This is a genomic window from Micromonospora avicenniae, assembly GCF_900156065.1.
GTDB classification, from domain to species: domain Bacteria; phylum Actinomycetota; class Actinomycetes; order Mycobacteriales; family Micromonosporaceae; genus Micromonospora; species Micromonospora avicenniae.
On record NZ_FTNF01000016.1, the window covers coordinates 1 to 24,700 of the forward strand.

Annotated in this window: 15 protein-coding genes; 4 read left to right on the top strand and 11 right to left on the bottom strand. The window is 70.1% G+C overall.

The features are described 5' to 3' along the window. Positions 1-154: 154 nt before the first annotated feature. The 9 genes from BXA10_RS22105 to BXA10_RS22145 form a co-directional block, all read right to left on the bottom strand. On the bottom strand, positions 155-1,204 hold the full coding sequence (locus tag BXA10_RS22105) for a WxL protein peptidoglycan domain-containing protein (RefSeq protein WP_076472733.1): 1,050 nt from the start codon (positions 1,202-1,204) through the stop codon (positions 155-157). A gap of 64 nt (positions 1,205-1,268) precedes the next feature. Further along, positions 1,269-1,901 (bottom strand): hypothetical protein, encoded by a 633-nt coding sequence (locus BXA10_RS22110; protein WP_076472734.1) that lies wholly within the window; start codon positions 1,899-1,901, stop codon positions 1,269-1,271. 42 nt (positions 1,902-1,943) lie between these two features. Next, entirely contained in the window at positions 1,944-5,111 is a 3,168-nt protein-coding gene (locus tag BXA10_RS22115) for a family 43 glycosylhydrolase (protein ID WP_245828360.1), read from the bottom strand. 68 nt (positions 5,112-5,179) lie between these two features. Further along, positions 5,180-9,919: a discoidin domain-containing protein gene (locus tag BXA10_RS22120; RefSeq protein WP_245828362.1), complete on the bottom strand. Its 4,740-nt coding sequence runs from the start codon at positions 9,917-9,919 to the stop codon at positions 5,180-5,182. A gap of 178 nt (positions 9,920-10,097) precedes the next feature. Next, positions 10,098-12,032 (bottom strand): glycoside hydrolase family 127 protein, encoded by a 1,935-nt coding sequence (locus BXA10_RS22125; RefSeq protein WP_245828363.1) that lies wholly within the window; start codon positions 12,030-12,032, stop codon positions 10,098-10,100. Between the two features lie 2 nt (positions 12,033-12,034). Continuing rightward, positions 12,035-12,946 carry a carbohydrate ABC transporter permease gene (locus tag BXA10_RS22130; protein WP_076472817.1) on the bottom strand — a complete coding sequence of 304 codons (912 nt, stop codon included), beginning with the start codon at positions 12,944-12,946 and terminating at the stop codon, positions 12,035-12,037. A gap of 5 nt (positions 12,947-12,951) precedes the next feature. Then, positions 12,952-13,869, bottom strand: a complete 918-nt coding sequence (locus BXA10_RS22135; RefSeq protein WP_076472736.1) for a carbohydrate ABC transporter permease — start codon at positions 13,867-13,869, stop codon at positions 12,952-12,954. A 115-nt stretch (positions 13,870-13,984) separates the two neighbouring features. Then, positions 13,985-15,283: an ABC transporter substrate-binding protein gene (locus tag BXA10_RS22140; protein WP_076472737.1), complete on the bottom strand. Its 1,299-nt coding sequence runs from the start codon at positions 15,281-15,283 to the stop codon at positions 13,985-13,987. 629 nt (positions 15,284-15,912) lie between these two features. Continuing rightward, positions 15,913-16,839 (bottom strand): LysR family transcriptional regulator, encoded by a 927-nt coding sequence (locus tag BXA10_RS22145; RefSeq protein WP_076472738.1) that lies wholly within the window; start codon positions 16,837-16,839, stop codon positions 15,913-15,915. Between the two features lie 72 nt (positions 16,840-16,911). Here BXA10_RS22145 and BXA10_RS22150 point away from each other — a divergent pair, with 72 nt between their 5' ends. Beyond that, the gene (locus BXA10_RS22150) at positions 16,912-17,868 is read left to right on the top strand and encodes an EamA family transporter (RefSeq protein WP_084753138.1); all 957 of its coding nucleotides are present in this window, start codon (positions 16,912-16,914) and stop codon (positions 17,866-17,868) included. Here the strand turns inward: BXA10_RS22150 and BXA10_RS22155 are convergent. Next, complete coding sequence (locus BXA10_RS22155) at positions 17,847-19,712, bottom strand: ABC transporter ATP-binding protein (protein WP_084753140.1); 1,866 nt, start codon at positions 19,710-19,712, stop codon at positions 17,847-17,849. The two genes, BXA10_RS22150 and BXA10_RS22155, sit on opposite strands and share 22 nt — an antisense overlap. Before the next feature lie 340 nt (positions 19,713-20,052). Between BXA10_RS22155 and BXA10_RS22160 the strand changes: the two genes are divergently transcribed. Then, a complete protein-coding gene (locus BXA10_RS22160; protein ID WP_076472741.1) occupies positions 20,053-20,628 on the top strand; it encodes a helix-turn-helix domain-containing protein in 576 nt (191 codons plus the stop codon). A 482-nt stretch (positions 20,629-21,110) separates the two neighbouring features. Next, positions 21,111-22,628: an MFS transporter gene (locus BXA10_RS22165; protein WP_076472742.1), complete on the top strand. Its 1,518-nt coding sequence runs from the start codon at positions 21,111-21,113 to the stop codon at positions 22,626-22,628. Positions 22,629-22,749: 121 nt separating this feature from the next. On the opposite strand, the gene BXA10_RS22170 is transcribed toward BXA10_RS22165, so the two are convergent. After that, complete coding sequence (locus tag BXA10_RS22170) at positions 22,750-23,217, bottom strand: MarR family winged helix-turn-helix transcriptional regulator (RefSeq protein WP_076472743.1); 468 nt, start codon at positions 23,215-23,217, stop codon at positions 22,750-22,752. 219 nt (positions 23,218-23,436) lie between these two features. Here BXA10_RS22170 and BXA10_RS22175 point away from each other — a divergent pair, with 219 nt between their 5' ends. Next, the gene (locus tag BXA10_RS22175) at positions 23,437-24,282 is read left to right on the top strand and encodes an SDR family oxidoreductase (protein ID WP_076472744.1); all 846 of its coding nucleotides are present in this window, start codon (positions 23,437-23,439) and stop codon (positions 24,280-24,282) included. Positions 24,283-24,700: the final 418 nt, after the last annotated feature.

Here is a 24,700-nt window from a genome sequence, read left to right on the forward strand (position 1 = left end):
AGCAGCTGGGCTTCACCGAAACCGCCCGCAACATGGCCAAAGACCTGTGACCGCGATCCGCTCGACCGCCCGGCTTCTCGACCTCCTGCGACCCGCCGGAGGTGCTGATTCTCGGTAGCCGAGCCGCCTGAGAATCGAACCGTCGGCTCACGCATCACGAGGTCTTCGGCGAACCGCCGGCCAGCGCGGCGCCTCGGGCCTCCGCCCGGCCCTCGTCCCTGGCCTGGGCGAGGAGTCGCGCGAGCCGCCGCCGACGGCGCCGGGCGATGGTCCGGTACGCGAGGACGAGCACGGCCAGGATCACCAGAAGGGCCAGCTGCGGCCAGGGCAAGACCCAGACCGTCACGGTGGCCGAGCCACGCCGGATCACGGCGCCCGTCGGGTCGCCGGTGTGCACGGAGGGGGTGGCCTCGACGGTCGTCCGGAGCGGCCCCAGCCCCCACACCCCGGCCACCCGGGCCTCAGTTCTCCGGCTGCCGCCGGGCAGCAGCTCCTCGACGGCGGCGGGCGTGTTCGATTCGGCCAGGCCGAACAGTTCGGCGGCGGTCACCCGGCCGCTTCCGGTCACCGCGACGTTGCCGTCGTTCGTCGCCGTGTACGTCACGTGGACGGTGCCGGCCGAGAACGGATTCCACGAACGCTCGTACCTGGCCGCGACGTCGCCGATCGCCAGGGCCGCCGTGACCGTTCCGGTGGCGCGCATCATGACCCGGAAGCCGACCCGGCTCTCGACGGCGACGGTGCCTCCGCTGCTGGTGACCGTCGCCGCGATACCAGCCGGGTGATCGCCCGGGGTGGCGTCGCGCGGCACGGTGATGGTGAACGGCACCACCTTCGTCTGTTTGGGCCCGACGGTGACCGTCCGCTGCACGTCGATCCAGGTGCCGCCGTCCACCGACTCGCGGTTGGACGGGAGCATGTTGAACCGCCCCTTGTCGGTGAGGTAGCCGTCGGCCGCCTTCAACGCGAAGACCACCGCGCCGTCACTGAAATTGCGTACGGCCAGGTGCTCGGTAACCACCTGCCCGGGATCGAGGGTCACCTCGACCCAGCGGCGGCCGTCCGGCCCCTTCTCGTCGGCCGGTTGCACGGCCCAGGTCAGGGTGGGACTCGTCGGCTGCGCCGGCGCGCCGGCGGGCGCGAGCGGCACGGCGACGAGCACCGCGGCCAGCACGGTGAGCAACCGCGACGCGATTCGGGTCATGACGGGTCCTCCGGGCAGCGGGAGTGGCGGTGGGGGCCGCTGCCGCGCGGCCCCCACCATGCTTCTACTCGAAGAGGGACAGGGTCAACGTCGAGGTGTACGAGCCGGCCGCGACGTCCGCCGGGGTGCGCAGGAACAGGTCGGCGTCGACCGTGTAGGCGTCACCGGCCACCGCCCCGGAGTCGAACGTCGACACCAGCAGCTCCTGGTCGACGAGACCCACGTTGTTTCCGGGCTGGGTCGGCTCGTCGAGGACGGTGACCACCTCCTCGCCCTCGGTGACGAGACCGGTGTCACCGCCGTCGATCAGCCGTGGTTTCCAGCCCAGGTGACCGGCGCTGATCGGCGCCTGGCCGGCACCGCCGACGAAGTCGGTGGCACTACCGAGCACCGCCCACGCCGCGTTGTCGGGCACCTCCTCGGGCGTACGCGTGTCCGTGACCGTCACCGTCGGCAAGGTGCCGACGAACTGACGCATCAGCAGGGTCGAGCCGTCCTCCGCCAGCGCCACCGAGTCACCGGCGACCGACATGGCCAGCACCCCCGGTTCCTCGATCTCCTCGATGTCGACCGTGACCTGCACGTCCGTGCTGTCGCCGGGCTCGGCGACAGCCGGCGCCTGCAACGCCACGCCTCCTGCCAGGACAGCACCCGCGGCACCCGCCGCGACCCACCGCTTGCGACTCCACGTTCTCATTCGACGCTCCGTTGTCGTTGTCGTTACTGGGTTTGAGGGGGATCAGCCGGCGCAGTCGACGCCGGGGTACTCGACGGTGCGGACCGTCGTCACGTCGTCGCCGTCGATCGACCCGCTGACGCGGATCGTCGCCGAACCCGCCGCCACCGAGGTCGCCCGGGTGGCGAACGACTGGTACGCGTTCGCGCCCGCAGCGACGCCCGCAAAGGACCGCTCGCCGTACGCGGTCTCCAGAGCGATGTCCACGGGCCGGTCGTGGTCGTTACGGGTCTGCACCGCGACGTACGCCTTGCCGGCGACGCACCGGGCCTGCGCGCTCACGGTCACCGGCAGCTCTGGTGGTGCCCCTGGGTCGTCGGCGAAGACCCGCCATTCGGTGATCGCCACCGCCGAGTAGGTGGTGCCGTTGCCGTTGGCCCGGACCGTGGCGCGTACCCGCGGCGTGACGACGGGCTCGAACGTGACGGTGTTGAACGCGGTGGTGCTCGTACCGTAGGGAGACGCGCCGGGAACGTCGTGCCAGGCCGATTCGGCCTCGTCCCAGTACTGCAGCACCCACCCATCGGGTTCGGCCACGCCGTCGCCGGTGCCGCGGTTGCTGTCCCGCCAGAACTTCAGTTCGGTGCCGGTGAGCCGCACCGGACGGGACCACTCGTACTGGACCCACTGGGTCGCCGGACGGTTTCCGGACCAGGTGCCCCAGAGCTGCGCCTGGCTGGGGTTCGACGGGTCGGTGCCGTCGTTGAGGGCGGTGACGCTGTTCCAGCTCGCCGTGTAGGAGGCGGTCGGGGTCGCGACGGGCCCGATGTTGCCGGTGAGCGGCCCGGACAGGTCCGCCGGGATGGTGACCGTCCTGGCGGTCTCCAGGTTCCCGGCCACGTCGAGCGCGCGGAACGCCACGGTCTGCCGATTGGCGTCGGGTGCCGCCACCGGACCGGTGTAGGCCGTCCACGCGCCGGCGCCGATGGCGTATTCGATGCGGGCGAGCCCGGACGTCGCGTCGCTCGCGGTCACGGTGACCGTCCGGGTGTCGGCGTTCAACGTGGCCGCGCTGACCGGTGCCGTGGCGTCGATGCGTACGGCGAGGTCGGCGGGCGCGGAGCTGTTGCCCGCCCGGTCGGTAGCGGTCGCCGTGACCGTGTGCCGGCCGTCCCCGGCGACGGCGACGTCGACCGACCGCACGTCGCGCGCGACGACGGGCTCGTCGGCGTCCACCCGCGACTCGATGGTCATCCGGCCACCGCGGTCGTCGACGCCGGCGACACGTACCCGCACCGCCGACCGGAACCAGCCGGCGCCGCCGGCGCTACCGAGTGCGGTGAGCGTCAGCGTCGGTGGGCTCTCGTCGCCGTCGGTGTCGTCCGGTGAGACGACGGTGACCTGCGCGGAGACGCGCTCGGCGGCGTACCCGAGCACGGTGCCCCGGGTGGTGAACGTGCGCGGTGCCGCAACGTCCTCCGGCTTCACCGGGTCCCAGAGGACCGGCACCCGCAGCGTCTCCGCGCCGAAGGAGACCGGGATGCTGTCGGGCAGTTCGGTCTCCCCCACCTCCACCTTGATGGCCGGTGCGGTGACGGCGGACTCGGGCTGCGCGGCGAGGACCTTCCACTCCTCGACCGCGACCGCGGAGTAGGTGCTGCCGTTGGTGGACGCGTCGAACACGGCGCGGACCTGCGTGGTGGTCACCGGGTCGAAGCTGGTGTCCTGGAAGCCCCGCGTGCCGGTCGGGAAACCGCTCGGGTTGGGCACGTCGGCCCACTGCCCGGCGTCCAGATCCCAGTACTGGATGCGCCAGCTCGCCGGTGCGGCCACACCCACACCGCTGCCCTGCGGGTTGTCGTTCCAGAACTCGATCTGCGAGCCGGAGATCCGCATCGGCTGATCCCAGGTGTACTGCACCCACTGCTGGGGCGGGTTGTTGCCGGTCCAGGTCCCCCACATGTCCGGCGGCAGCGGGTTGAGCCGGACGATCTCGTCGTTGAGCGCCTTCACCCAGTACTGGGTGGGCACCGGCTCGTTGGAGACTGCGACCTTCGCCGCCTGGGCGATGTTCGGTCGTGGGGTGAGGTCCGGTCCCCGGACCGGTGTCGTGGTGACGGGCTTCATCCGCGGCGGGCTCTGCGTGTCGTCCCACTCGATCGGGTCGATCGCCACGGACCGGCGGAAGTGACCGCCGCCGACGGCGTCCGCCGTGTGGTACACGATGTACCACGACCCGTCGAACTCCAGGATGCCCGGGTGGCTCGTCGTCGAGGAGACCGGCGCCAGGACGGTCCCCCGGTAGGTCCACGGCCCCTGCGGCGACGACGCCGTGGCGTACGCGATGCAGGCGTGGTAGTTCGCCGGCGTGCACTGCGACGTCGGTCCGGCGTTGTTCCCGGCGTACGCCAGGTAGTAGGTGTCGTTGCGCTTGAACGCCCAGGCCGCCTCGAAGAAGCCGGTCAGCCCGGTGACGGAGCGCTGCGTGGTGACCGGGGTCTTCATGTCCTGCTGAAGCTCGATCATCCGCAGTTGGCTGAACGAGCCCCACCAGAGGTACACCCGCTGGTTCGGCGCCGTGCCGTCGATCAGGATCGTCGGGTCGATGTTGTGGATGGTGTTCGGTGTGGGCACGCGCTGGGAGATGATCGGCCCGCCCGCGTGGTCGGTCCACGGGCCGGTCGGGCTGTCCGAGACGGCCACGCCGATCGCGAACTTGTCGGACGCCGGGCTGTCCCGCTCGTTGATCGGCACGTACCAGTAGTAACGGCCGTCCACCCCCCGGACCACCTGACCGGCGTACGCGCGTCCCGGGGTGGCCCACGCGAAGACCTGCTCCGGCCGCATCAACGACGGGTAGTGGGTCCACTCGCCGGCCTCGACGTCGGTGGTCCGGAAGGCGCCCCACTCGTTCATGATGAAGTCGTTGGTGGACGGTCCGGCCTCGTCGTGGCCGGTGTAGATGTAGAGCTGGTCCTTGCCGCTGTCGTTGCCGGGCGCGTCGGCCGGTACGACGATCGGCGCCGGGTCGGCCGAGTAGTAGCTGCCGTCGCCGAGGATCGGATTGGTCGTGTTGGTGAAGGTGTACGAGTCCGCGGCATGGGCCGGCGCGGCGACGCCGACCAGGCCGCCGGCTACGAGCCCGGCGACCGCCACCGCGGCGACCGCCCTGCCGAACCGGCGCGACGGCCGGCGCGTTGGGGCGCCGCCGCGCAGCACGCTGGTGTTCACGGTGTCGATCTCCTCCCTGTCGGGCCGGAGGGTGGCGGCGCCGTACCGGCGCCGCCACCCTTGATTGGCTACTCGCAGCTGAGCGCGCCGAACGGTGCCTCGGTCTGCTCCGTGACCGGCGCACCGTCGACGGTCCCGGTGACCTTCACCGTGGCGGTCCCGGCCGGCACCGCCACGGCCCGGCTGGTGAACGCCTGGTAGGCGGACTTGCCAGGGGCGACGTCGGCGACCGTGCGCGACCCGTACGGCGTCACCAGCTCGATGGTGAGCGGCACGTCGTCGGCATTGCGTGCGGTCACCAGCACGTAGACCTTGCCGCCGGTGCACTGGGTGCGGGCCTGCGCCTCGACGTCGAAGGCGGGGGCCGGTGGCGGGTCACCCACGGTCAGGGTCAACGTAGTCCGGGTGGTGCCGGCCTCGCTGACGTACTCGGGCAGGATCAGGTTGCCGATGATCGTGTAGCGGCCGGGCGTGTCGACGATGTTCTCGTCGAATTCCCAGTCGACGCCGATGGCCTGGTTGTCCCGGGAGCCGTCGTTGTACGACACCTCCACCTTGTCGGGCAGGTAGGGCAGCTCACCCACCTCGACGGCCTGCTCGAACGTCTCGGCTCCCTGGATGGAGATGCCGCCCGGCGCGGTCTCGGGCCGCACGTAGACGCGCGCCTCGGCGATCAGGCCGTACGCGTCGTTCGTGCCGTAGACCACGAACGGTTCGACGTTGGTCTCGGCGACCATCTCGGGTGTGATCTGCTGCCAGTTGAACGCGACGTCGCCGCGCGCGCCGCCGGCGTAGACCGCGTCGAGCGTGCTCGGCAGCGTCGGCACCTGGCCCACGGTGGTGCGGATGAGCACCGGCGAACGCACCGAGTCGACGGTCTCGCCGTTGGCGCGCCAGCGCAGCACGCCGGTGCCCGCGCCCGAACCCATCACACCGAAGATGCGGATCCTCAGGTAGCTGGTCGAGACCGGCTCGAACTCGAGGTGGTTGTACCTGTTGGTGGCCAGCGCGTCGGCGTACGCCGATCCGCCGGTGAGGGTGACCGGAGTCCAGGTGGTGCCGTCCGCGGAGCTCTCGACGGCGTACGTCGTGGCGGTGGGCCGGCGGGTGCCGCCGTTGTCGTCGTACCAGTAGATGTCGGTCGAGGAGAGCCGCACGGGCGCGTCCCACCGGTACTGGATCCACGCCGCCCGTTCGGGGCTGGTGCCGTTCTGCGGCTGGCCCCAGTTGCCCCAGCCGTTTCCGGCACCCGGATTCGAGCTGTTCGGCGTGCTGCTCTCGTTGACCCGCTGGTGGTTCTCCCACGACGAGGTACCACTGGTGGTGATCGTCGCCGAGCGGCCGAACTCCGCGACGACCTCCCGCTCGGCGAGGGTCACCGCGACGGTCGCCTCCGACCGCTTCTCGCCGTCGTCGGCGTGGAAGCGGAGCACATAGTCGCCGGCCTTCGTGCCCGTCACCCGGGTCGTCGGCGCCTTCGCGTCGGAGAAGATGACGCCCGCGCCCTGCGGGGCCGAGACGGTCTCCCAGCCGAAGGTGAGCTCGCTGTCGTAGGGGATGCCGTCGTCGGTCGCCGTGCCGACCAGCCTGGTGGAGAGGTTGCCGTCCGCCGAGCCGTCCCGCGCGGCGGTGACCACCGGCGCCTGGTTGGAGACCTCCGGTACGTCGCGACCGGAGTCGAACACCTGGATCTCGGAGATGGCCGTGAAGAAGGTCGGGTTGTTGGTGAACGCTACGCGCAGCTTGTCCGACGTGACGGTGTGGAACAGCGCCTCGTTGAACTTCGCCGACGGGACGGTGGGATGCTTGAACTGGTTCGGCACCTCCTTCCAGCCGCCGTCGCCGTCGGGCACCTGGATCCACCAGCGAGCGGGTTCGTGGTAGCCGCCGGCCTGCCGGTCGCTGACGAAGGTCACCTTCACGTTGTCGAAGGACTTGGCCGAGCCCAGGTCCAGCTCGAGGTAGCCGTTGCGGTCGGTCGTGCCGTAGTTGCCCCAGTACGGCTCGTTGGCGGTGACGCCGTCGGTCACCGCGCCCAGCGACACCGGCCGCTCGGTTTCCTTGATCGCGCCGGGCGTGTAGTTCATCGAGGTGGTGCTCCAGCCGGGCGTGTGGAACTGCCGCCACGGCGTGGGCCGCACGCCCTGCTGGGTGTACGACGAGCTGAGCTCGGCGCCCGCCGCCAGGTTCGGCGCGTCCTCGGTGAGGTCGATGCCGGCCGTCTTGAGGTACGCGACGACCCGGTCGTCGGAGATCGGGGTGTTCACCGCGCTCGGGAACTGGCTGGCGCCGTCAGCGGTGAAGGTGACGGCCAGGCCCTCCTCGGCCTGGACCTGGTTGGTGTTCGGGTCGTAGGTGAGCTTGCCCAGCCGGTCGGTGCTGACCTTCTTCTCACCGTTGAGGAACAGGCTGTAGCCGGCGCCCAGGCCGTACCGGCTGCCGTCGGGGTCCCAGACGATGGTGACGTCCTGCCCGTGGTAACGCAGGTTGTTGACCATGAAGTGGTCGTAACCGAACTTGATCGGCCAGAGTTCGATCTTGTCGTCGGAGCGCGGCTGGATGCCCGCCATGTCCTCGACGAAGATGTAGTTCATGTTCCCGAGCATCACGTGGTTCGGGTTGTTGCGGTTGTAGGTCTTCGTGGTGGCGTTCCAGTTGGAGTAGTACTCCGCCTGGTTCGGGGCGCGCAGGTCCGCGTTCGGGTAGATGCTCCACGCCATCCAGTCGAGCAGCCGCTTGGCGTACGCCGGAGTGATGTACTTCTGCTCCGGGTCGTAGTGGCGAAGCGCCGACCGGACGCCGCGGTACTGCACCGTGAAGTTGATATTGGAGAAGTTGTTGGAGCCGCCGATCCCGTACGCCGTCCGGTCGTACTGGTTGGCGGTGTAGAACGGGAAGATCGGGAAGTTGTCGCCGTAGGTGAGGAAGCGGAACCCGTCGACGTAGTTCTGCCACTCGTCGAACGGGATGAGGTTCTCGGCGTAGACGTCGTAGAGGTTCGACTCCCGGGCCGGGATCAGGTCACGGGCCGAGGCGGGCAGCGGGTTGGGCCGACCGTTGGCGCTGGCCGCGCTGGTGGCGCCGTGGGACGTCCCGGCAAGGAACATCCGCATGTCGGGGCTCCACAGCCGGTCGAGGATCGCGTCGCGGATCTCGTCGGCGCCGGCCGCCACCTGGTCCACCTTGGCCTGGTCGGCCCCCGCGATCTGGTAGAGCTGGCGGGCGGCGTCGAACGCGCCCCACACGTACGCCGACTCGGGACGCTCGATGGTCCGCGCCCCGGGCGCTCCGGCGTCGGCCTTCGGGAAACCGAAGGTGATGGCGTCGGCGTCGTTGCCGGGCATGTAGTTGGTGTCGTACGCGATCAGGTTGTCGTCGTTGCCGTCGTAGTGTTCGAGCTGGCCGACGCCGTCGCCCTCGAAGTAGCCGGCGAACTTCCGGGCGATCTCCTTGCCACCACCGTGCACGTTGTACGCCTCGAGCCCGGCCGTGCCGATGTACTGGGAGTAGTGGTTGTTCCAGCTGGTGTGCCCGGGGCTGTCCAGGAAGGCCGAGGAGCCGGACAACTCGCCGATGTTGAGCACCTGGCCGTACGGCAGGTACGGCGTACGCAGCCACTTGGTGTCCTGCAGGTGCATCGGCTGGGTCAGCGCGACGGCGTTCTGGTAGAGGTTCACCCCCTCGATCGTCGTCGGGTACTGGTACACGTGGCCGGGCGCGTTGGCGTCGAGGGTGTTGTACCGCTCGCCCCACCAGCGGTAGACGATGGCCTTCTCCAGCGCCGGGTCCGGGACGTCGATGTAGGGAACGTCCTGGGCCCAGCGGCGGTGGAAGGCCGTGATGCCGGTGCGCACCGCCTCGGTAGGCGACAGCCCGGCGTACTCCTGGTAGCTCTCGACCGTCTCGGGCAGCGTGGCCGAGGAGACGGCGCCGACCACCGACAGCGACAGCGAGCCGCCGGCGGGCACGGTGACCTCGCGGTCGAGATTGGTGCCGGTCCGGGTGAACCCCGCGCCGGTGAGGTCGACCTTGATCGAGTTCCACGCGGTGTCGACGAGGCCGTTGTTGGATCCGCTGGTGATGGTGCGGGTGCCGGTGAGTTCGGCCGCGCTCCTTCCGGCCTCCGTGGCCAGCGGCGCTGCGGCGCGGACGGTGAACGTGGCCGGGTCGTCGCCGGGGTTGCTGAAGTCGATGGCGGTGACGGCGACGTTGTCGTACGTGATGAACTTGGTCAGGTCGGCGGTGACCCCGGTCGCGCCGATGGCGTACCGGCTCTTCGCGTGGCTGGGCGCGTTGAACCGGTTCGCATTCATCTCGGTGACGGTCTGCCCCGGCACCGTGACGGTGTAGAGGTTGCCGAGGTTGTTGGGGCCGCCGACGTACGCGCTGCCGGCGAAGCCCATGACGGTGAAGTTGTTGTTGCTCGCGCCGCGCATGTACAGGGAGCGGCCTCGGGTCATCAGCACCGCTGAGCCGATCGTTCCCTGGACGCCCAGGACGCGGTCGAGGTAGTAGTCCGTGCCACCGGCGGCCAGGTCCTTCTCGAAGATGGACTGGTGCATGTTCCCGGCCGTGAACGGCACGCCGGGCTCGAGCCGGTCGGCGACGTCGGCGACGTTGCTGTAGACCGGGTCGCCGATGTCCATGACGTGGCTCTGCCCGTCGGTGTAGACCCCGACGTCACCCTCGTTGCCGGGCAGGACGGGGCCGTCGGCGTGGGCCGGGGATCCCACGCCGACCGTCCCTCCCACAACGAACGCGGCCAGGGCGGCCCAGAGGGGCGCCCTTCTCACGCGTCTACGGGTCATGTTCCTTCCTCCTTGTCGTCGGTGCTGCTGGGCTGCTGAGGAGGCACCGTGCTGCACCTCGGTGGTCGTCGCGCGGACTGGCGTTGTCGTGGCCGGAAGGGAGCGGACATCGGTGTTAGCGTTAACATCAAGGGGCGCGAGAACCGGGCCGGTCAGGCGGTGACATCAGGCCCGCCCGTCAGTCCTGATCGGTGTGGTCGGTGACCGCGGGAAGCCAGACGCGCATCGTCGAAGGCCCACGGTTGGCCCATGCGTGGTACTCCACCAGGGGCACCACGTCGAACACCTCACCGACGACCGGCGCCGACCCGTCCCGGTCCGGCTGGTAGGGCCATTCGTGGTCCGGTGGGTGTACGCGGTGGCAGCGGATGGTGACCCGGCCGTCCACCAGGCGGGGTGGTTCGCCGACGTCGACGCGAAGCTCGTCGACGGTCTCCACGCCGGGCACGTCCACGGACTCCACGGCGAGCACGAGGGGGCCGCGCTCCACCGCCACGCAACCCCGCACGGCGTCGATGCGCTCGTCGGGGAAGGTGAACCGGGGCGCGACCGGCAACGACAGGACGATCTCGTCGCCGCGTCGCCAGGTCCGGCGCTCGGTTACGAGGCCGGGGCCGACCGGCCGGCGGTCTCCGTCGATGGTCACCGTCGCGCCGTTGTCGGCCCAGGCGGGCACCCGCAACGACAGCGACCAGGGGCGCTCGTCGTCGCTGTCGATGCGTACCCGGATCTCCCCGTCGTGCGGGTAGCCGGTCGCGATGGTCACGCTCACCTCACGCCCGTCCGCGAGACGGTGCTCGACGGTGGCAGGCATGTACTGCTGAAGCTGAAGCCCCTCGTCGTCGCAGGTGGCGACGTACGTCGCCAGGCTGGCCAGCGTACGGGCGACGTTGGTCGGGCAGCAGGAGACCTCGAACCAGGGCGCACGCAGCGACGACGCCGCGCGGAGGCTGGGCCGATCGGCGTCGGGCAGGGTGCCCAGCTCCCGGCGGTGCAGCGTGTTCGTGTAGAAGAAGCTCCGCCCGTCCACCGACGGCGAGGTCGACACCACGTTGTACAACGTCCGCTCGATGAGGTCCGCGTACCGGGGATCACCGTCGGCGAGCAGCAGCCGCCACGCGAACATCACCGAACCGACCGAGGCGCAGGTCTCCGAGTAGGCGCGGTCCGGGGGCAGCACCCAGTCCTCGCCGAACGCCTCGTCCTGGTGGCGGGAACCCTGCCCACCGGTGACGTACGTGCGGCTCGCCACCGTGTTGCTCCACTGGTTGCGTACCGCCTCCAGCAGGCCGGCGTCCTTCAGTTCGACAGCGACGTCCACCGCGCCGGCGGCGAGATAGTTCGCCCTGACCGCGTGCCCGCGCAGCACCGTCGCCTCCCGGACGGGACGCTCGTCCTGGAAGTACTCCCGACCGAACTCCACATCGCTGAGCCGGCCATGGCCCCGGCGCTCGACGAATAGCGCCGCCTGCGTGAGGTAACGGTCCTCGCCGGTCGTCCGGGCCAGCTCCACCAGCGCGGTCTCGATGACCGGGTGTCCACAGACGCCGTCGATGCCGTCCGGCCCGAACGTCGCGCACACGTTGTCGGCGGCGCGACAGGCGACCTGGAGCAGTCCGTCGGCCGCACCCGGACGGGTGCGTGCCCGGGCCACCGCGGCCTGGATGAGGTGCCCGACGCAGTAGAGCTCGTGGCCCCATTCGAGGTCGGACCACCGCGGCGCCTGCCCCGGCCGACCGAACTTGGTGTTGAGGTAACCGTCGGGCTCCTGTGCCGCGGCCACCCGCCGGACGATGCCGCGAAAGCTCGACTCGAGTTCGGCGTCCGCGGTCCGTCCGATCTCCCACGCCAACGCCTCGAGGAACTTGTAGATCTCCGAGTCCGAGAACTCGCGCCCACGACGGCCACCGGGAAGGTCACCCCGCGCGGCCAGGTCGAAGTTCCGGAGCCAGCCCGTCCGCTCCAGCCAGTGCTCGATGTGCGCGAGGGTCGCGGTGGCGTTGATCGACTGACGTTCGGCCCAGAAGCCGCCCGTGATCCGGACGTCGTCCAGCCCCAGCGGCCGTAGCCGGCCACGGACGGGCAGGACGGGCGCGGCCATGGGTGCGCTCATGGTCATCCCTTCAGCGCGCCGGACATGAAGCCGCGCACATAGTGTCGTTGGAGCAGCAGGAACAGGACGATGCACGGGAGGGCGAGAACGACGACGCCCGCTTCGGTCGCCCCGTAGTCGACGACACCTTGGACCTGGCCGCGCAGGTTGGACACCGCGAGCGGCAGCGTCATCCGCTCGCTGTCGTTGATGAGGATCAACGGCGCCATGAAGTCGTTCCAGGCGGCGAGGAACGCGAACAACCCCACGGTGATCAGACCCGGTTTCACCGCGGGCAACAACACCCGCCACAGCGCGGCGAACGAGGAGCAGCCGTCGACCATGGCGGCCTCGTCGAGCTCCCGTGGCACCGCCTCGAAGGAGATGCGCATCAGGAAGGTGGCGAACGGCAGCTGGAACATCGTGAGCACGAGAGCCACGCCGACGAGAGAGTTCTGCAGCCCGACCTGGTTGAGCAGGACGTAGAGCGGGATCAGCAACGTCGCGTAGGGAACCATGAGGATGGCGAGCGTGAGCAGGAACAGGATGTTCCGGCCGGGGAAGCGGAACCGGGCGAACGCGTAACCGCCGAGCAACGACACCAGCAGGGTCAGCACGACCGTCAGCAGCGACACGACCGTCGAGTTCGCCAGGTACCGCCAGATGCCGGCCTGGTAGTTCGCCAGCGTCTCGTAGTTGCCGAGCCCCCAGCCGTCCACCTGGTTCGTGCCGGCGTGCGGCGCGACCGAGGCCACCGCCGTCCAGAGCAGCGGAGCCAGGAAGATCAGGCCCACCGCCCCGGTGAACACCCAGTACGGTGTTCGCAGCGCGATGCCGGCGATGGTGACGCCGCGCGATCTGGTCGGACCGGCCGGCGCGCCGCGCGAAGTCGATCCGCCGGCGACCGTCGAGCGGGATCGGGATTCGGTGACCATCGGCGTCACCTCTCCTCGGACCGGAAGGCGCGCAGTTGCAGGGCGTTCATGACGATCAGGGCAAGCAGCACGATGACCGAGAGAGCAGCCGCCACACCGAGATCGTTCTGCCCCTGGAACGCCACCATGTAGATGAGCTGCACGACGGTGATCGTGCTGTTGTCCGGCCCGCCCTTCGTGAGGATGTAGAACTGCTCGAACGCGAGCAGCGAACCGGTCACGCAGAGCACGGTCGTCAGCGCCAGCGTCGGACGCAGCAATGGCAGGGTGATCTTCCGGAAGGTCTGCCACCGGCTGGCACCGTCCGAGCGGGCGGCTTCGTACACGTCCGCCGGTATGCCCTGCAGGCCGACGAGCATGAGCACCATGTAGAAGCCGGCGTAGCGCCACACGATGAGGAAGGTCGTGGAGAGCAGCGCCGCGGTCGGTGAACCGAGGAAGGTGAAGCCCAGACTGTCCATCACGGGTGCCAGCGGGCTCGCGTACGGCGAGTAGAGCACGTAGAACAGCAACGACGCCGAAGCCAGACCGAGAGCGCTGGGAATCAGGAACGACGCGCGCAGCAGGCTGTTCCACCTGCTCGACTCCTGCACGAGCAGGGCCAGCCCCAACCCGAGAGCCAGCAGCAGTACGGTGGCCAGCACGGTGTACTTGATGGTGAACACCACCGAGTCGGTGAAGAACCGGTGGTCGACAGCCTTGGTGAAGTTGTCCGGAGCGTTGATCCCCTGGTCCCCGGTCAGCAAGGGCCATCTGGACAGCGACATCTTGACGACCAGCAGCAACGGCACCACGAACAACGCCACGACGAAGACCGCCGTCGGTGTCGCGTAGAGCCAGCCGAGCAGGCCCCGGCGACCACGGCGCCGGGCGTGGCCCCGCATCGCCGCGCTGGGCGGTCGAGACGGTGCGGTGACTGTCATCGGGGACCTTCCGTTTCTCCGGTGAGGTGGGACCGGTCGAGCGACGGCTTCCGGGGTGGCATCGGCGTCGCGGGCGGCCGCCGTACCTGCCGGCACCCACCCGCGACCGCCTCGGCTACTGCTGGAGAACGCCGGTGATCTCGCCGTTCTCCTTCTGCAGATCGCCGCTGCCGTTGAGCACCTGGTTGCGGACGAGGGTCAGCCAGGGGCTGTTCGGCGCGTTGAACGCCTGCTGGAAGTTCAGCGCGACGGGAGTGTCACCCTTGCCGGCCACCTCGTTGATGGTGACCAGCCGCGGGTCCTCGGCGGCGTACTTGTTGTTCGCGAGGTCGGCGCGGGAGACCACGTCCTTGTTCTTCGCCAACACCTCGACCTGCGCCTGCTCGGACATCATCCAGTTCAGGAAGTTCCAGGCCTGCGCCGCCTTCTTCGAGTCCTTCGACACGCCGATACCGTCACCGCCGACGAAGGTGGAGGCGCCTCCCTTGGGGCCGGGGATGCCGGCCACGCCGACGTCGAACGGGGTCGAGGAGAGCAGCGTCGCCGGGTAGAGCATCAGACCGACCTTGCCCTCGGTGAACGCCGCGGTCCACGTCGGACCGGTCTCCCCCTCCGAGGCGGGCAGCACCGCGCCGGACTTCCACAGGTCGTTCCAGGTGCGGTAGACCTGCTGTGCGATCGGGTCGGCGAGCTTGGATTCGGTGCCGTCCTCGCTGAGCACCTGGCCGCCGTCGGCCCAGATGGAGGGGAACCAGGTGAAGACCAGACAACCACCACAGTTGAGCCCGGTTGCCGTGCCGTAGACACCCTCCTTCTTCAGCCCCTGCACCGCCTTCGCGGCGGCGGCGTACTCCTCGAGCGAGGCCGGGGCCTTCTCCGGGTCGAGCCCGGCCTCCTTGAACAACTGCTTGTTCCAGAACAGCATCGACAGGTCCAGGACGAACGGCAGCACGTGCGCCTTGCCGTCGACGGTGCCGGCCGAGAGGTGCCCCTTGTTGATGGAGTCCTTGAAGCCGAGGCCGTTGATGTTCGCGCTGATGTCCTGGAACAGCCCCTGGTTCACCCAGTTCGGCACGTAGACGATGTCCGCGGCGAAGAGGTCCGGAAGACCGTCCGCCCCGGCCGCCGCACCGACCTTCGCCACGTAGTCGTCGTTCGGTACGACGGTCAGCTTGACCTTGTTCTGATGACTGGAGTTGTACGCCTCGACGAGGAGCTTGGCCTGCTTCTCCAGTGGGGCGCGGGTCCACATGGTGAGCTCGCTGCCGTCATCGACGCCGTCCGGTCCCGCCTCGGCGGCGGTCGAGCCCGCCGGCTCGTCACCGCCGCACGCGGCCGCGCCGATAGTCAACGCCGCCACCATGACCGCTGCCATCGAACGCAGGGCAGTGCGCCTGCCCAGGGATTTCCTCATGATTCCTCTCCTCGGGTCTATCGATCGGAGGCCGCCGCCACGCGCTCCCGGCGAGTGGAGGCTGACTCCGGTGGTGCGGGTCGTGCCGTCAGATCTGGTGGGACCAAGCCGCTGCGTGAGCCGGCGTAGGCGCTGTTCCGGCGGGGACGGGAGGAGGCCGCTGCTCGTGGGGCGGCCGCGCGCGATGGCGAGGTACCTGGCATCGCATCCGCCTCCCGCCGGATCCGGCGCGGCTCTCGCATCGATCGTCTTCGCCGCGCCCGAGGTGGTGGGTATCACTGTCCGCCGCTAGCGTGTCGTACGAAAACGATTTCGGCAAGGTGTCCAACGGGTAAAACCAGAGCGGCTTTCGGCGGCCGACTTCATCCGCTCGGTCTCGCGTCTGGGCACTACGCCTGTGCGAAGTGGAGGTCCGTGAGCGCCACTCGTACGCCTGAAAGCTTTGCGAAAGCCTTTCGGCACACTGGATCCCGGCCCATCGCGCGGGCCGCCACCGCCGATCTCCCCCGCGACCGCGTGATGCTCGGCTGATCCGCCTGCTCCGCGGTGCGGTCGCGGCGCGACGCGCTACCGGCACATCGTCGATGATCGACCGGTGCGAGAGCTACCGGACGCACCGCCGTCGCGGATCAACGAATCGCGGCCACGGGCTCCAGATCGCTGCGCTGGGTGGCGGTGAGTTCGGCGAGGAAGGCGTCGATCGCGGGCCGACGCGGCCCCGTGCCCCGGGAGCGGGTCACCGCGAAGATCCGCCGCTCGGTCACCGGGTCGGCCAGCGGTTCGATGTGTACGCCGGATGGCACGTTGCGCAGCGCCAGCCCCGGCACGAGCGCCGCGCCGAGGCCCGCGTCGACGAGGTCGAGGGTGAGCGCGAAGTCGATGGCCCGGTGGCGGATGTCCGGCTCGAACCCGGCCAGCCGGCAGGCGTGCAACGTCGAGCGCAGGCACGGGGTGCCCTCGGCGCTGGCGATCCACCGCACGTCACGCAGGTCGCCCAGTCGGCCCGAGCGGCTGCCCCAGCCGACCGGCGTGATCAGGTGCATCGGATCGCGGGCGATCGGGTGCCGGTCCAGGTCGGACGCCAGTGGCGTGGGCACGTGGTCGTACTCCTGCAGCACGATCACGTCCAGTGTGCCGGAGTACAGGTCCAGCCGGCTCTGCTGGTCCTCCACCTCGACGACCCGGATGTCCAGGTCCGGGTATCGGGCGAGGGCCCGAGCGGCGGCCGGGGCGACGAGGGCGCCCGCCGCCGAGGGGAAGGCGCCCACCCGTACGGTTCCGTTGACGTCCCGCCGCAGCGCGGCCAGGCCCGCCTGGGCCTGCTCGACCGCGCCGATGATCCGCTTCGCGTGGTCGGCGAGCACGTGGCCGGCCGGGGTGAGTACAACCCCTCGGCCGGATCGTTCGAGCAGCTCGCAGCCGGCCTCACGGGCCAGCTGCCCGAGCTGCTGGGAGACCGCGGACGGGGTGACGTGCAGGGCCGCTGCGGCGGCCGTGATCCCGCCGCGCAGGGCCACTTCGTAGAGCACGCGGAGCCGTCGCACGTCGAGATCCATGAAGCGATGCTACAAGAAGACTTAAGAACTATGAGATTGTGCTAATAGGTCAGCCCGTTCAGGGTTGGTCGCATGAGAATGTCGCACCGGCTCCAGGCCGTCGTGGTCGCCGCCATCTGGGGCGTGAACTTCGTGGCCATCGAGATGGGCCTGCGAGACCTGCCACCGCTGGTGCTCACCGCCCTGCGGTTCGCCGTGGTCACCGTACCGCTGGTCTTCCTCGTGCCGAGGCCTACCGCCCGGGCGCGGTACGTCGTCGCCTACGGCCTGATCCTCGGGGTGCTCAAGTTCGGGGCGCTGTTCACCGCGCTGGCGCTCGGCATGGGCGCCGGGCTGGGCTCCCTGGTGCTCCAGGCCCAGGCCCTGGTGTCGGTGCTGCTCGCCGCGCTGCTGCTGCGGGAGCGTCCGACCCGGCGACAGCTCGCCGGGGTGCTGGTCGGTTCGGCCGGCATCGGCATGATCGCCGTCGCCGGCGGCGGCCACGCCACCGCGATCGGCTTCGCGCTCACCCTCTTCGCGGCGGCGAGCTGGGCGGTCGCGAACGTCGTGGTGCGGGTCAGCGGCGAGACCCGGCCGCTCTCCCTGCTCGTCTGGTCCAGTCTGGTGCCTCCGCTGCCACTGCTCGGCCTGGCGGCCGTCGTCGACGGGCCGGACGTGGTACGGGATTCGGTTGCCGGCCTCTCCTGGCCCGGGCTGGCGGCCCTCGGCTACGTCGCATATGTGTCGACCCTGGTCGGGTTCGGGATATGGAACCGGCTCATCGGTCACTACTCGCTCGCCCGGGTCGCACCGTTCAGCCTGCTCGTACCCGTCTTCGGGCTCGCCGCGTCGTGGCTCTTCTTGCACGAGCGGATGACGGCCGACGAGGCACTGGCCGCTCTGATCGTCCTGGTCGGACTCGCGCTCGTGGTCGGCGGCACCCGCAAACCCACCACCGCCCCGGCGGACGCCGAGCTTCCGCCGGCGCCCCCACGGCTCTGGGCGTCGCGAGCTCTGCCGGGCAACGCCTACGACGACTCGGCCAGATAGCCGGCCGCCTGCAGGTCGAACAGCTCGCGGTAGAGACCGTCCTGCGCCATCAACTGATCATGGTCACCCTGCTGGACCAGTCGTCCGCCGCGCAAGACGAAGATCTGGTCGGCATGCCGGACGTTGGCGAGCCGGTGGGTGATCAGGATGAGCAGACGGTCGGGTTGCCGGCGCAGGTGCTGGAACATGGCGTGCTCGGCGCGGGCATCGAGCGCGGCTGACGGCTCGTCGCAGACGAGGAGTTTCGCGTGCCGGTAGAGGCTGCGGGCGGCGACGAGTCGTTGCCACTGACCGCCGGACAGGTCCTGACCGTCCTTGAACTCGCGGTCGAGCAAGGTGTCGTAGCCGTACGGGAGGTCGAGAATCATGTCGTGCGCGGCGCTTGCGCTGGCGGCGTCCTCCACGCTCGGCCCGGGCGAATGCCGCGCCCGGTCGTGCCGGCCGATGAGGATGTTCTGGCGCGCGGTGAACGGAAATCTCCACCAGTCCTGGCTCATGACCGCGACGTGCGAGCCGAGGCTGGTCGGATCGAGGGCGGTGGTGTCGGTGCCGTCCCAACGGATGGCGCCGGAGGTGGGCCGGTAGAGGCCCGCGATGAGTTTGGCGAGCGTGGTCTTGCCGGAACCGTTCTCGCCGACGAACGCGACGACCTGCCCGCGACGCAGGGTGAGACTGACCTCGTCGACCGCGAGGTTGTCCGTGCCCGGGTAGCGAAGGCTGACCTTGTCGAGGTCGATGGTGTCGAAGCCGGTGGTGGGTTCGCCGCCACCGGGCGGGGTGCGGAGCCGGGCCCGGTCGAGGAAGTCGCGGTAGTCCTGGTAGTAGAGGGCCTCCTCGTACAGGGAGTTGGTGGCGAAGACGGCCATGCCGAGGCTGGTGCGGGCGGCCTGCAACGCCAGCAGCGCGGTCGTGGCGGCAGCGAGAGCCACCCAACCGACCAGGAGCAGACCGCCGAGGACGGCGTAGACGGCGAAGGTGGCCAGCCCGGCAGCGGAGGTGCCGAGCACGCGGGTGATGGTCTGCGAACGGACGAGGTCGAAGTCGGCGCGGGTCTCGGCGCGCATCATCCGCCGGTACTCGTCGAGCAGGAACTCGCGCATCTGGTAGGTGCGGACCTCGACGGCGGTGCGCCGGTTGGCCATGAGGTCGGCGAGCATTCGCATGCGCCGTTGTCGGGTGATGCGGGCCAGCATGTTCAGGTACTGCCCGCGGGCGATCCGCACCGTGATGATCGCCTGAGGGATGGCCGCGAGGAGCAGGCAGGGCAGCAGGATCGGCTGGATGACGGTTACCGCGGCGGCGGTGGCGAGGACGCCGACGACTCCGGTGATCAGGTTGACGGTGCTGTCGACGATCGACGCCGCCTCGTGCATCCCGCGATCACGGGCGCGGTCCATCTCCTCGGCGAAGCCGGCGTCGTCGAACGCGGCGAGATCGACGGCGGTGGTGGCCTCGAACATGCGCAACTCGACGCGATAGTTGATCTGCGGCACCAGCCGGGCCTGCGCCCACCCTGCGGCGATGGTCAACCCGCCACGGGCCATCACGGCTGCCGCAGCGAGTAGCAGCGCCGGCAGGGCGGCGCGGACGCGGTCCGGGGTGGGTCCGGCGGCGAACAGCTCGGTGAGCACGGTGGTCGTGGCCAGCAGTCCGAAGGTGGTCATGACTCCGGCGGCGACGTTGAGGCCGATGGACGCGACCGTGTCGAACCGGTTGGTCGCCCAGGCCACGCCGATCGCTTCCTTGACCAGCCTGGGCAGGCGGCGGGCCACCGCCCAGAACCCGGTCTGGGCGACCTGGCGGGCGTGGTGCATCCAATCCGGATCTTGCAGCTCCGGCAGCATCGGCTCGGCGTCGTCGCCGGCCGGGTCGCTCTGCTCGGAAGATTTGGGCGGGCGGGTAGCAGTCGCCACGGCGGCCTCCTCGATCGGTGGATGGCGCCCGCACGAAGCGGTCGGTCGGACGGATTCGGACACGGACCGTCACCGATCGCACCGCCATGGCGATCGGGCGAGAGAAGCGCAGAGGTGGTCGCGGAGCTGGCGGGAGGGATTCACCCATCGAAAAGCTTACGTTCTGCTACCAGATCGAGTCACGTGGTTACCGGCGTCCCGAGCCCATCACAGGCGCGACATGCACGGAGCGCAAGTAGACTTGCCACCTCCGCAAAGGAGGTGCATCGAGATGACCGACGAGGACGTGGACGCCGCGCTGGCCGGGGTCGGGCCGCGCCTGCGACACCTGAGGAGCCGGCGCCGGTTGACGCTCACAGACGTCAGCGAGCGCACCGGCATCTCGGTGAGCACTCTCTCCCGGCTGGAATCCGGCGTCCGACGCCCCTCGCTCGACCTGCTTCTCCCCCTCGCCAAGGCGTACCGGGTGCCGCTCGACGACCTGGTCGGAGCCCCCCAGTCGGGCGATCCCCGGATCCACCCCAAGCCCGTCCGCCGCGACGGAATGATCTACATTCCGCTGACCCGCAACACCTCCGGCGTCCAGGCGTTCAAGCTGATCCTGCCGCCCCGCAAGGAGGACGCACGGATCGGACAGCGGGTCCATGAGGGCTACGAGTGGATCTACGTGCTCAGCGGGACCCTGCACCTCGCCCTCGGCGACACCCTCACCACTCTCGTGGCGGGAGAGGCGGCGGAGTTCGACACCCGCACACCGCACGCCATCGCGAGCGCCGATCAGCAGCCCGTCGAGGTGATGGCGCTCTTCAGCCCGCAGGGCGAACGGATCCACATCCGCGACTCGTGACCTCGCCGGCACGTTTTGCGGAAATCGCAACACAGTTTGCCGCCCGAGGCACGGCTGTGGACAGTAGGACCCGTGAACACAGATCGCCGAAGCGCCGAGGGACCGCGAGAACACCCGACGCCTCGACGCTGGCGACGCGCCGCTCAACCCGCAGAACGACCTACCTGACGGGCACCGCCACCGCGCCGCCCGCATACCTCACCTCCGCGACCTCGTCGCACAACGGCTGACCGCGTCGACGACGCCCGTCGGCCCGCGACGACGTACGCCAGCCAACCGCGCGGCCGCCACGACGGCCGGTGACCTGATCGCCCCGCCCGCGGGGCACCCGCGCGTCCCGGCAGCCGCGCCGGTCGATGGTCACCGGCGGCCTCTCCGCGCCCGCGGCCGACCACTCGCTCCCGATCGAATCCCAAGTCACGGGCTGCCGTCGCACTCCGCGCGTCACGCGCCGCCCTCACCGAACCGAAGGAACGTCTCCGATGTCCGTCCACCCGACGACCACGGGCCGCGCCCCGCACACCAGCGCCGGACGACCCGACCGACGCCGCTGGCTCGCGTTGGGCGTGATCGCCCTCTCCACCCTCATGGTGGTGCTGGACGCCTCGGTCATCAACATCGCCCTCCCACAGGCACAGCATTCGCTAGACATCTCGGACGCCAACCGGCACTGGGCCGTCACCGCGTACGCAGTCACCTTCGGCGGTCTGCTTCTGCTCGGCGGCCGCGTCGCGGACCTCGCCGGCCGCAAACGGATCATGCTCGTCGCCCTGACCGGCTTCGCCCTCGCCTCCGTCCTCGGCGGGCTCGCGGTCAACCCCGCCATGCTGATCACCGCCCGCGCGCTGCAGGGCGTCTTCGCCGCCGCGCTCGCGCCCGCCGCGCTGTCCCTGGTCACCGTCACGTTCGTCGACCCCGCCGAACGGGCCCGCGCGTTCGGCGTCTACGGGGCCGTGCAGGGCCTCGGCGGGGCGATCGGGCTCCTCCTCGGTGGCACCCTCACCGAGTACCTCGACTGGCGGTGGTGCCTGTTCATCAACGTTCCGATCGCGGTCGTCGCCTTTCTCGGCGCGGTCCCGACCGTCCGCGAGAGCCGGGTCGGCGGTGGCCGCCGCTACGACATCCTCGGCGCCGCGCTGGCCACGACCGGTTCCGTGGCCCTGGTGGTCGGCTTCACCATCGCCGGCGAGAGCGACGGCGGTTGGACCCGCCCCACCACGCTCCTCACCCTCGGCGCCGCCCTGGTGCTCCTGGTCTCCTTCGTGCTCCGGCAGTCCCGCACCGACCATCCGATGCTGCCGCTGCGCGTACTGCGAGACCGGAACCGCGCCGGATCGTTCGTCACCGCCGTCTTCTCCGGCGCCGGCATGTTCGGCATGTTCCTGTTCCTGACCTACTACCTGCAGGTCAATCTCGGCTACCCGCCGATCCGGGCGGGGCTGGCCTTCCTGCCCTTCAGCGCCGGGATCATCCTCGTGGCGCTGGCGATGCCCACGATCCTGCCCCGGACAGGTCCGAAGGCGCTCATGGCCTTCGGCATGGCCCTGGCGACGATCGGCATGTTCACGCTGACCACGATCGACGGATCCCCCGCCTGGCTGGGCGGCACGCTGCTGCCCGAACTGCTCATGGGCGTGGGCCTCGGATTCGTGTTCACCCCGATGAACAGCGCCGCGCTGACCGGCGTCGACCCGGCCGACGCGGGTGTGGCGAGCGCGGTGCTCAACGCCACCCAGCAGCTCGGCGGAGCGTTCGGAGTGGCCCTGCTCAACACCTTCTACACCACCACCACGCGTGCGCGTCTCGGCGAGAACCCGAGCGACCAGCTCGGCGCCTACCTGGCCGGTTACCGGTCCGCGTTCCTCGCCGCCGGAGTCCTCTTCATCGCCGCCACCATCACCAGTCTCACCGTCCTACGCGGCAGGAACGCCCGGGGAAGCAGCGTTGCGCCAGACGCGAACCAGGGGGCCGGCGAGCCGACCCCGTCCCTGGCTCCGTAGCCCTCGACGAGCGTGCGATGCCTCCGTCCGGGCACACTCGGATGAGGCCTCGCTCGCGGCCGCTGTCGGGGCCGAGCGGATCTCCCTCACGGCCGCGACACGAGAGCACGGATCGCTGTCCTCAGCCCTCCGTGTCGCGGCCGGTCGCGGGGAGGCTCGCAAGACTACGGCGCAGCCCGTCTCTGAACTTCCCGTAGAGGTCCGGGCCGAGCGTGTCGGCGAGCTCCTGCTCGATCTGGCTCACAAGCGCGTCGGAGAGCTCCATGAACTGGCGGCCGCGTTCCGTCGGCATGATCAGCCTCGCCCGGCGGTCAGCCGGGTCGGGGGCGCGCCGGACGTAACCCAGGCGCTCCAGCTCGTCCAGGATCGCGCCCATCGTCTGTTTGTTGCGGCCGGCCAGCCGGGCCAGTTCGCCGGGGCGGGTGCCCTCCGCGTCCAGGAATGCGAGCACCGCGCCGTGCCGGGGCCTGACGTCTTCGAATCCGTGCTGGGCGGCGCGGATGAAGATCTCGCGCTGGACCCTTGCGGAGAGCTGGACGGCCAGGATGCCGAGGTCGGGATCCTGCTCCTTACGTGTGCTACGCCTCATCTTTAGTCCAATCATTGGACGGTCTCATATTTGGACTATATCGTTTTGCCGCGCGGCACCACCGCCCAGGACCCGACTGACTGACAGTAGGGCCGACCGGTGCACGCGGCGGTAGCCACCCACCCGCCACAGGTCAACGGCCGACCGGGCGAGGGCGGCGCCATAGCGCGGCAGGCCGTGGAGCAGCCGCAGCAGGATCACAACAGTTTGAGGAGAGTCATGACCATTCTGGTGACCGGGTCGACCGGCATGGTGTCGAGCGAGGTGCTGCGCGAGCTCGCCGGTAAGGCGCCCGTGCGTGCCCTCGTACGGGACAGGTCGCGCGCACCCCGGATCGACGGTGTCGAGTACGTACCGGGTGACCTGGACCGCCCGAGCACGCTGGGGCCGGCGTTCGACGGTGTGACGACGCTGTGGCTGCTGACGCCGATGGGGCCGCTCGCGCCCGCCCAGAGCGCGAACGCGGTGTGGGCCGCCCGGCAGGCCGGCGTACGGCACGTCGTCCGGCTCTCCGCGATCGGGGCCGCGCACGACGCCCCCACCCGCAACGGGCGGCTGCACGCGCTCTCCGACGCCGAACTGCAGAACTCGAGCATGGACTGGACGATCCTGCGACCGTCCAACTTCATGCAGAACCTGCTCTTCACCTTGAACGGCGAGGAGCTGTACGGGGTCTTCGGGGAGCGCCGGGTCGGCGGCATCGACGTACGGGACATCGCCGCGGTCGCGGCCGAGATCCTCACCGCACCCGAGCGGCACGCCGGCAAGATCTACACCCTCACCGGCCCGGAGAGCTTCACCCTGCACCAGGCGGCGGAGGAGATCAGCCGTACGGTCGGACGGCCGGTGCGGTACGTGCCGCAGAGCACGGACGAGACCCGCGACGGCCTGCTGCAGGCGGGGCTCGACGAGTGGATGGCGGAGGCCCTCGCCGAATACCGGGCCGCGTACGGCTCCGGGTTCGGCGACTTCGCCAACGACCATGTCGCCAGCATCCTCGGACGGTCGCCGCGGAGCATCGGCGAGTTCGTCCGCGACCACCGCGAGCACTTCGCCGGCGCCTGACCACGCCTCGACTGCAGACGGCCCTATCGCGCTCACGGGACCACCGGTCCCGTGAGCGCGGCGCCCGAGGCGGGCGCCTAGCAGCGTCACCGAGGACACCGCGGAATCGGCGCACCCGAAGCATCCACCGGAGAGCCGGAAACAACGCGGCGAGCGGTGACGCCGCCTCAGCCGCCCCGCTTCCCCTGCCTGAAGGCGGCGACGAGCCACGCCACGTATCCGACGACGGCAAGGATGACCAGTAGTACAGCGATGTGCCAGGGCTTCATGGTCCTCGGGCCACCTCTCTCGGCGATGCCGCCGCATTCCGCGTCGAGAATCTTCCGGCGGCCGGCAGAGAGCAGCGTACGGGACCGCCCGGTCTGCGGCCCGGGCTGATGATCGTCGAACGGGTAGGCTGGACAGCGGTGTGCCGGGA

What these genes read in the sequence shown, in the direction of transcription:
- BXA10_RS22105 (WP_076472733.1), bottom strand. Translation starts at nt 1,204, where the DNA reads ATGACCCGAATCGCGTCGCGGTTGCTCACCGTGCTGGCCGCGGTGCTC.
- BXA10_RS22110 (WP_076472734.1), bottom strand. Translation starts at nt 1,901, where the DNA reads ATGAGAACGTGGAGTCGCAAGCGGTGGGTCGCGGCGGGTGCCGCGGGT.
- BXA10_RS22120 (WP_245828362.1), bottom strand. Translation starts at nt 9,919, where the DNA reads ATGACCCGTAGACGCGTGAGAAGGGCGCCCCTCTGGGCCGCCCTGGCC.
- BXA10_RS22125 (WP_245828363.1), bottom strand. Translation starts at nt 12,032, where the DNA reads ATGAGCGCACCCATGGCCGCGCCCGTCCTGCCCGTCCGTGGCCGGCTA.
- BXA10_RS22130 (WP_076472817.1), bottom strand. Translation starts at nt 12,946, where the DNA reads ATGGTCACCGAATCCCGATCCCGCTCGACGGTCGCCGGCGGATCGACT.
- BXA10_RS22135 (WP_076472736.1), bottom strand. Translation starts at nt 13,869, where the DNA reads ATGACAGTCACCGCACCGTCTCGACCGCCCAGCGCGGCGATGCGGGGC.
- BXA10_RS22140 (WP_076472737.1), bottom strand. Translation starts at nt 15,283, where the DNA reads ATGAGGAAATCCCTGGGCAGGCGCACTGCCCTGCGTTCGATGGCAGCG.
- BXA10_RS22145 (WP_076472738.1), bottom strand. Translation starts at nt 16,839, where the DNA reads ATGGATCTCGACGTGCGACGGCTCCGCGTGCTCTACGAAGTGGCCCTG.
- BXA10_RS22150 (WP_084753138.1), top strand. Translation starts at nt 16,912, where the DNA reads ATGAGAATGTCGCACCGGCTCCAGGCCGTCGTGGTCGCCGCCATCTGG.
- BXA10_RS22155 (WP_084753140.1), bottom strand. Translation starts at nt 19,712, where the DNA reads ATGCTGCCGGAGCTGCAAGATCCGGATTGGATGCACCACGCCCGCCAG.
- BXA10_RS22160 (WP_076472741.1), top strand. Translation starts at nt 20,053, where the DNA reads ATGACCGACGAGGACGTGGACGCCGCGCTGGCCGGGGTCGGGCCGCGC.
- BXA10_RS22165 (WP_076472742.1), top strand. Translation starts at nt 21,111, where the DNA reads ATGTCCGTCCACCCGACGACCACGGGCCGCGCCCCGCACACCAGCGCC.
- BXA10_RS22170 (WP_076472743.1), bottom strand. Translation starts at nt 23,217, where the DNA reads ATGAGGCGTAGCACACGTAAGGAGCAGGATCCCGACCTCGGCATCCTG.
- BXA10_RS22175 (WP_076472744.1), top strand. Translation starts at nt 23,437, where the DNA reads ATGACCATTCTGGTGACCGGGTCGACCGGCATGGTGTCGAGCGAGGTG.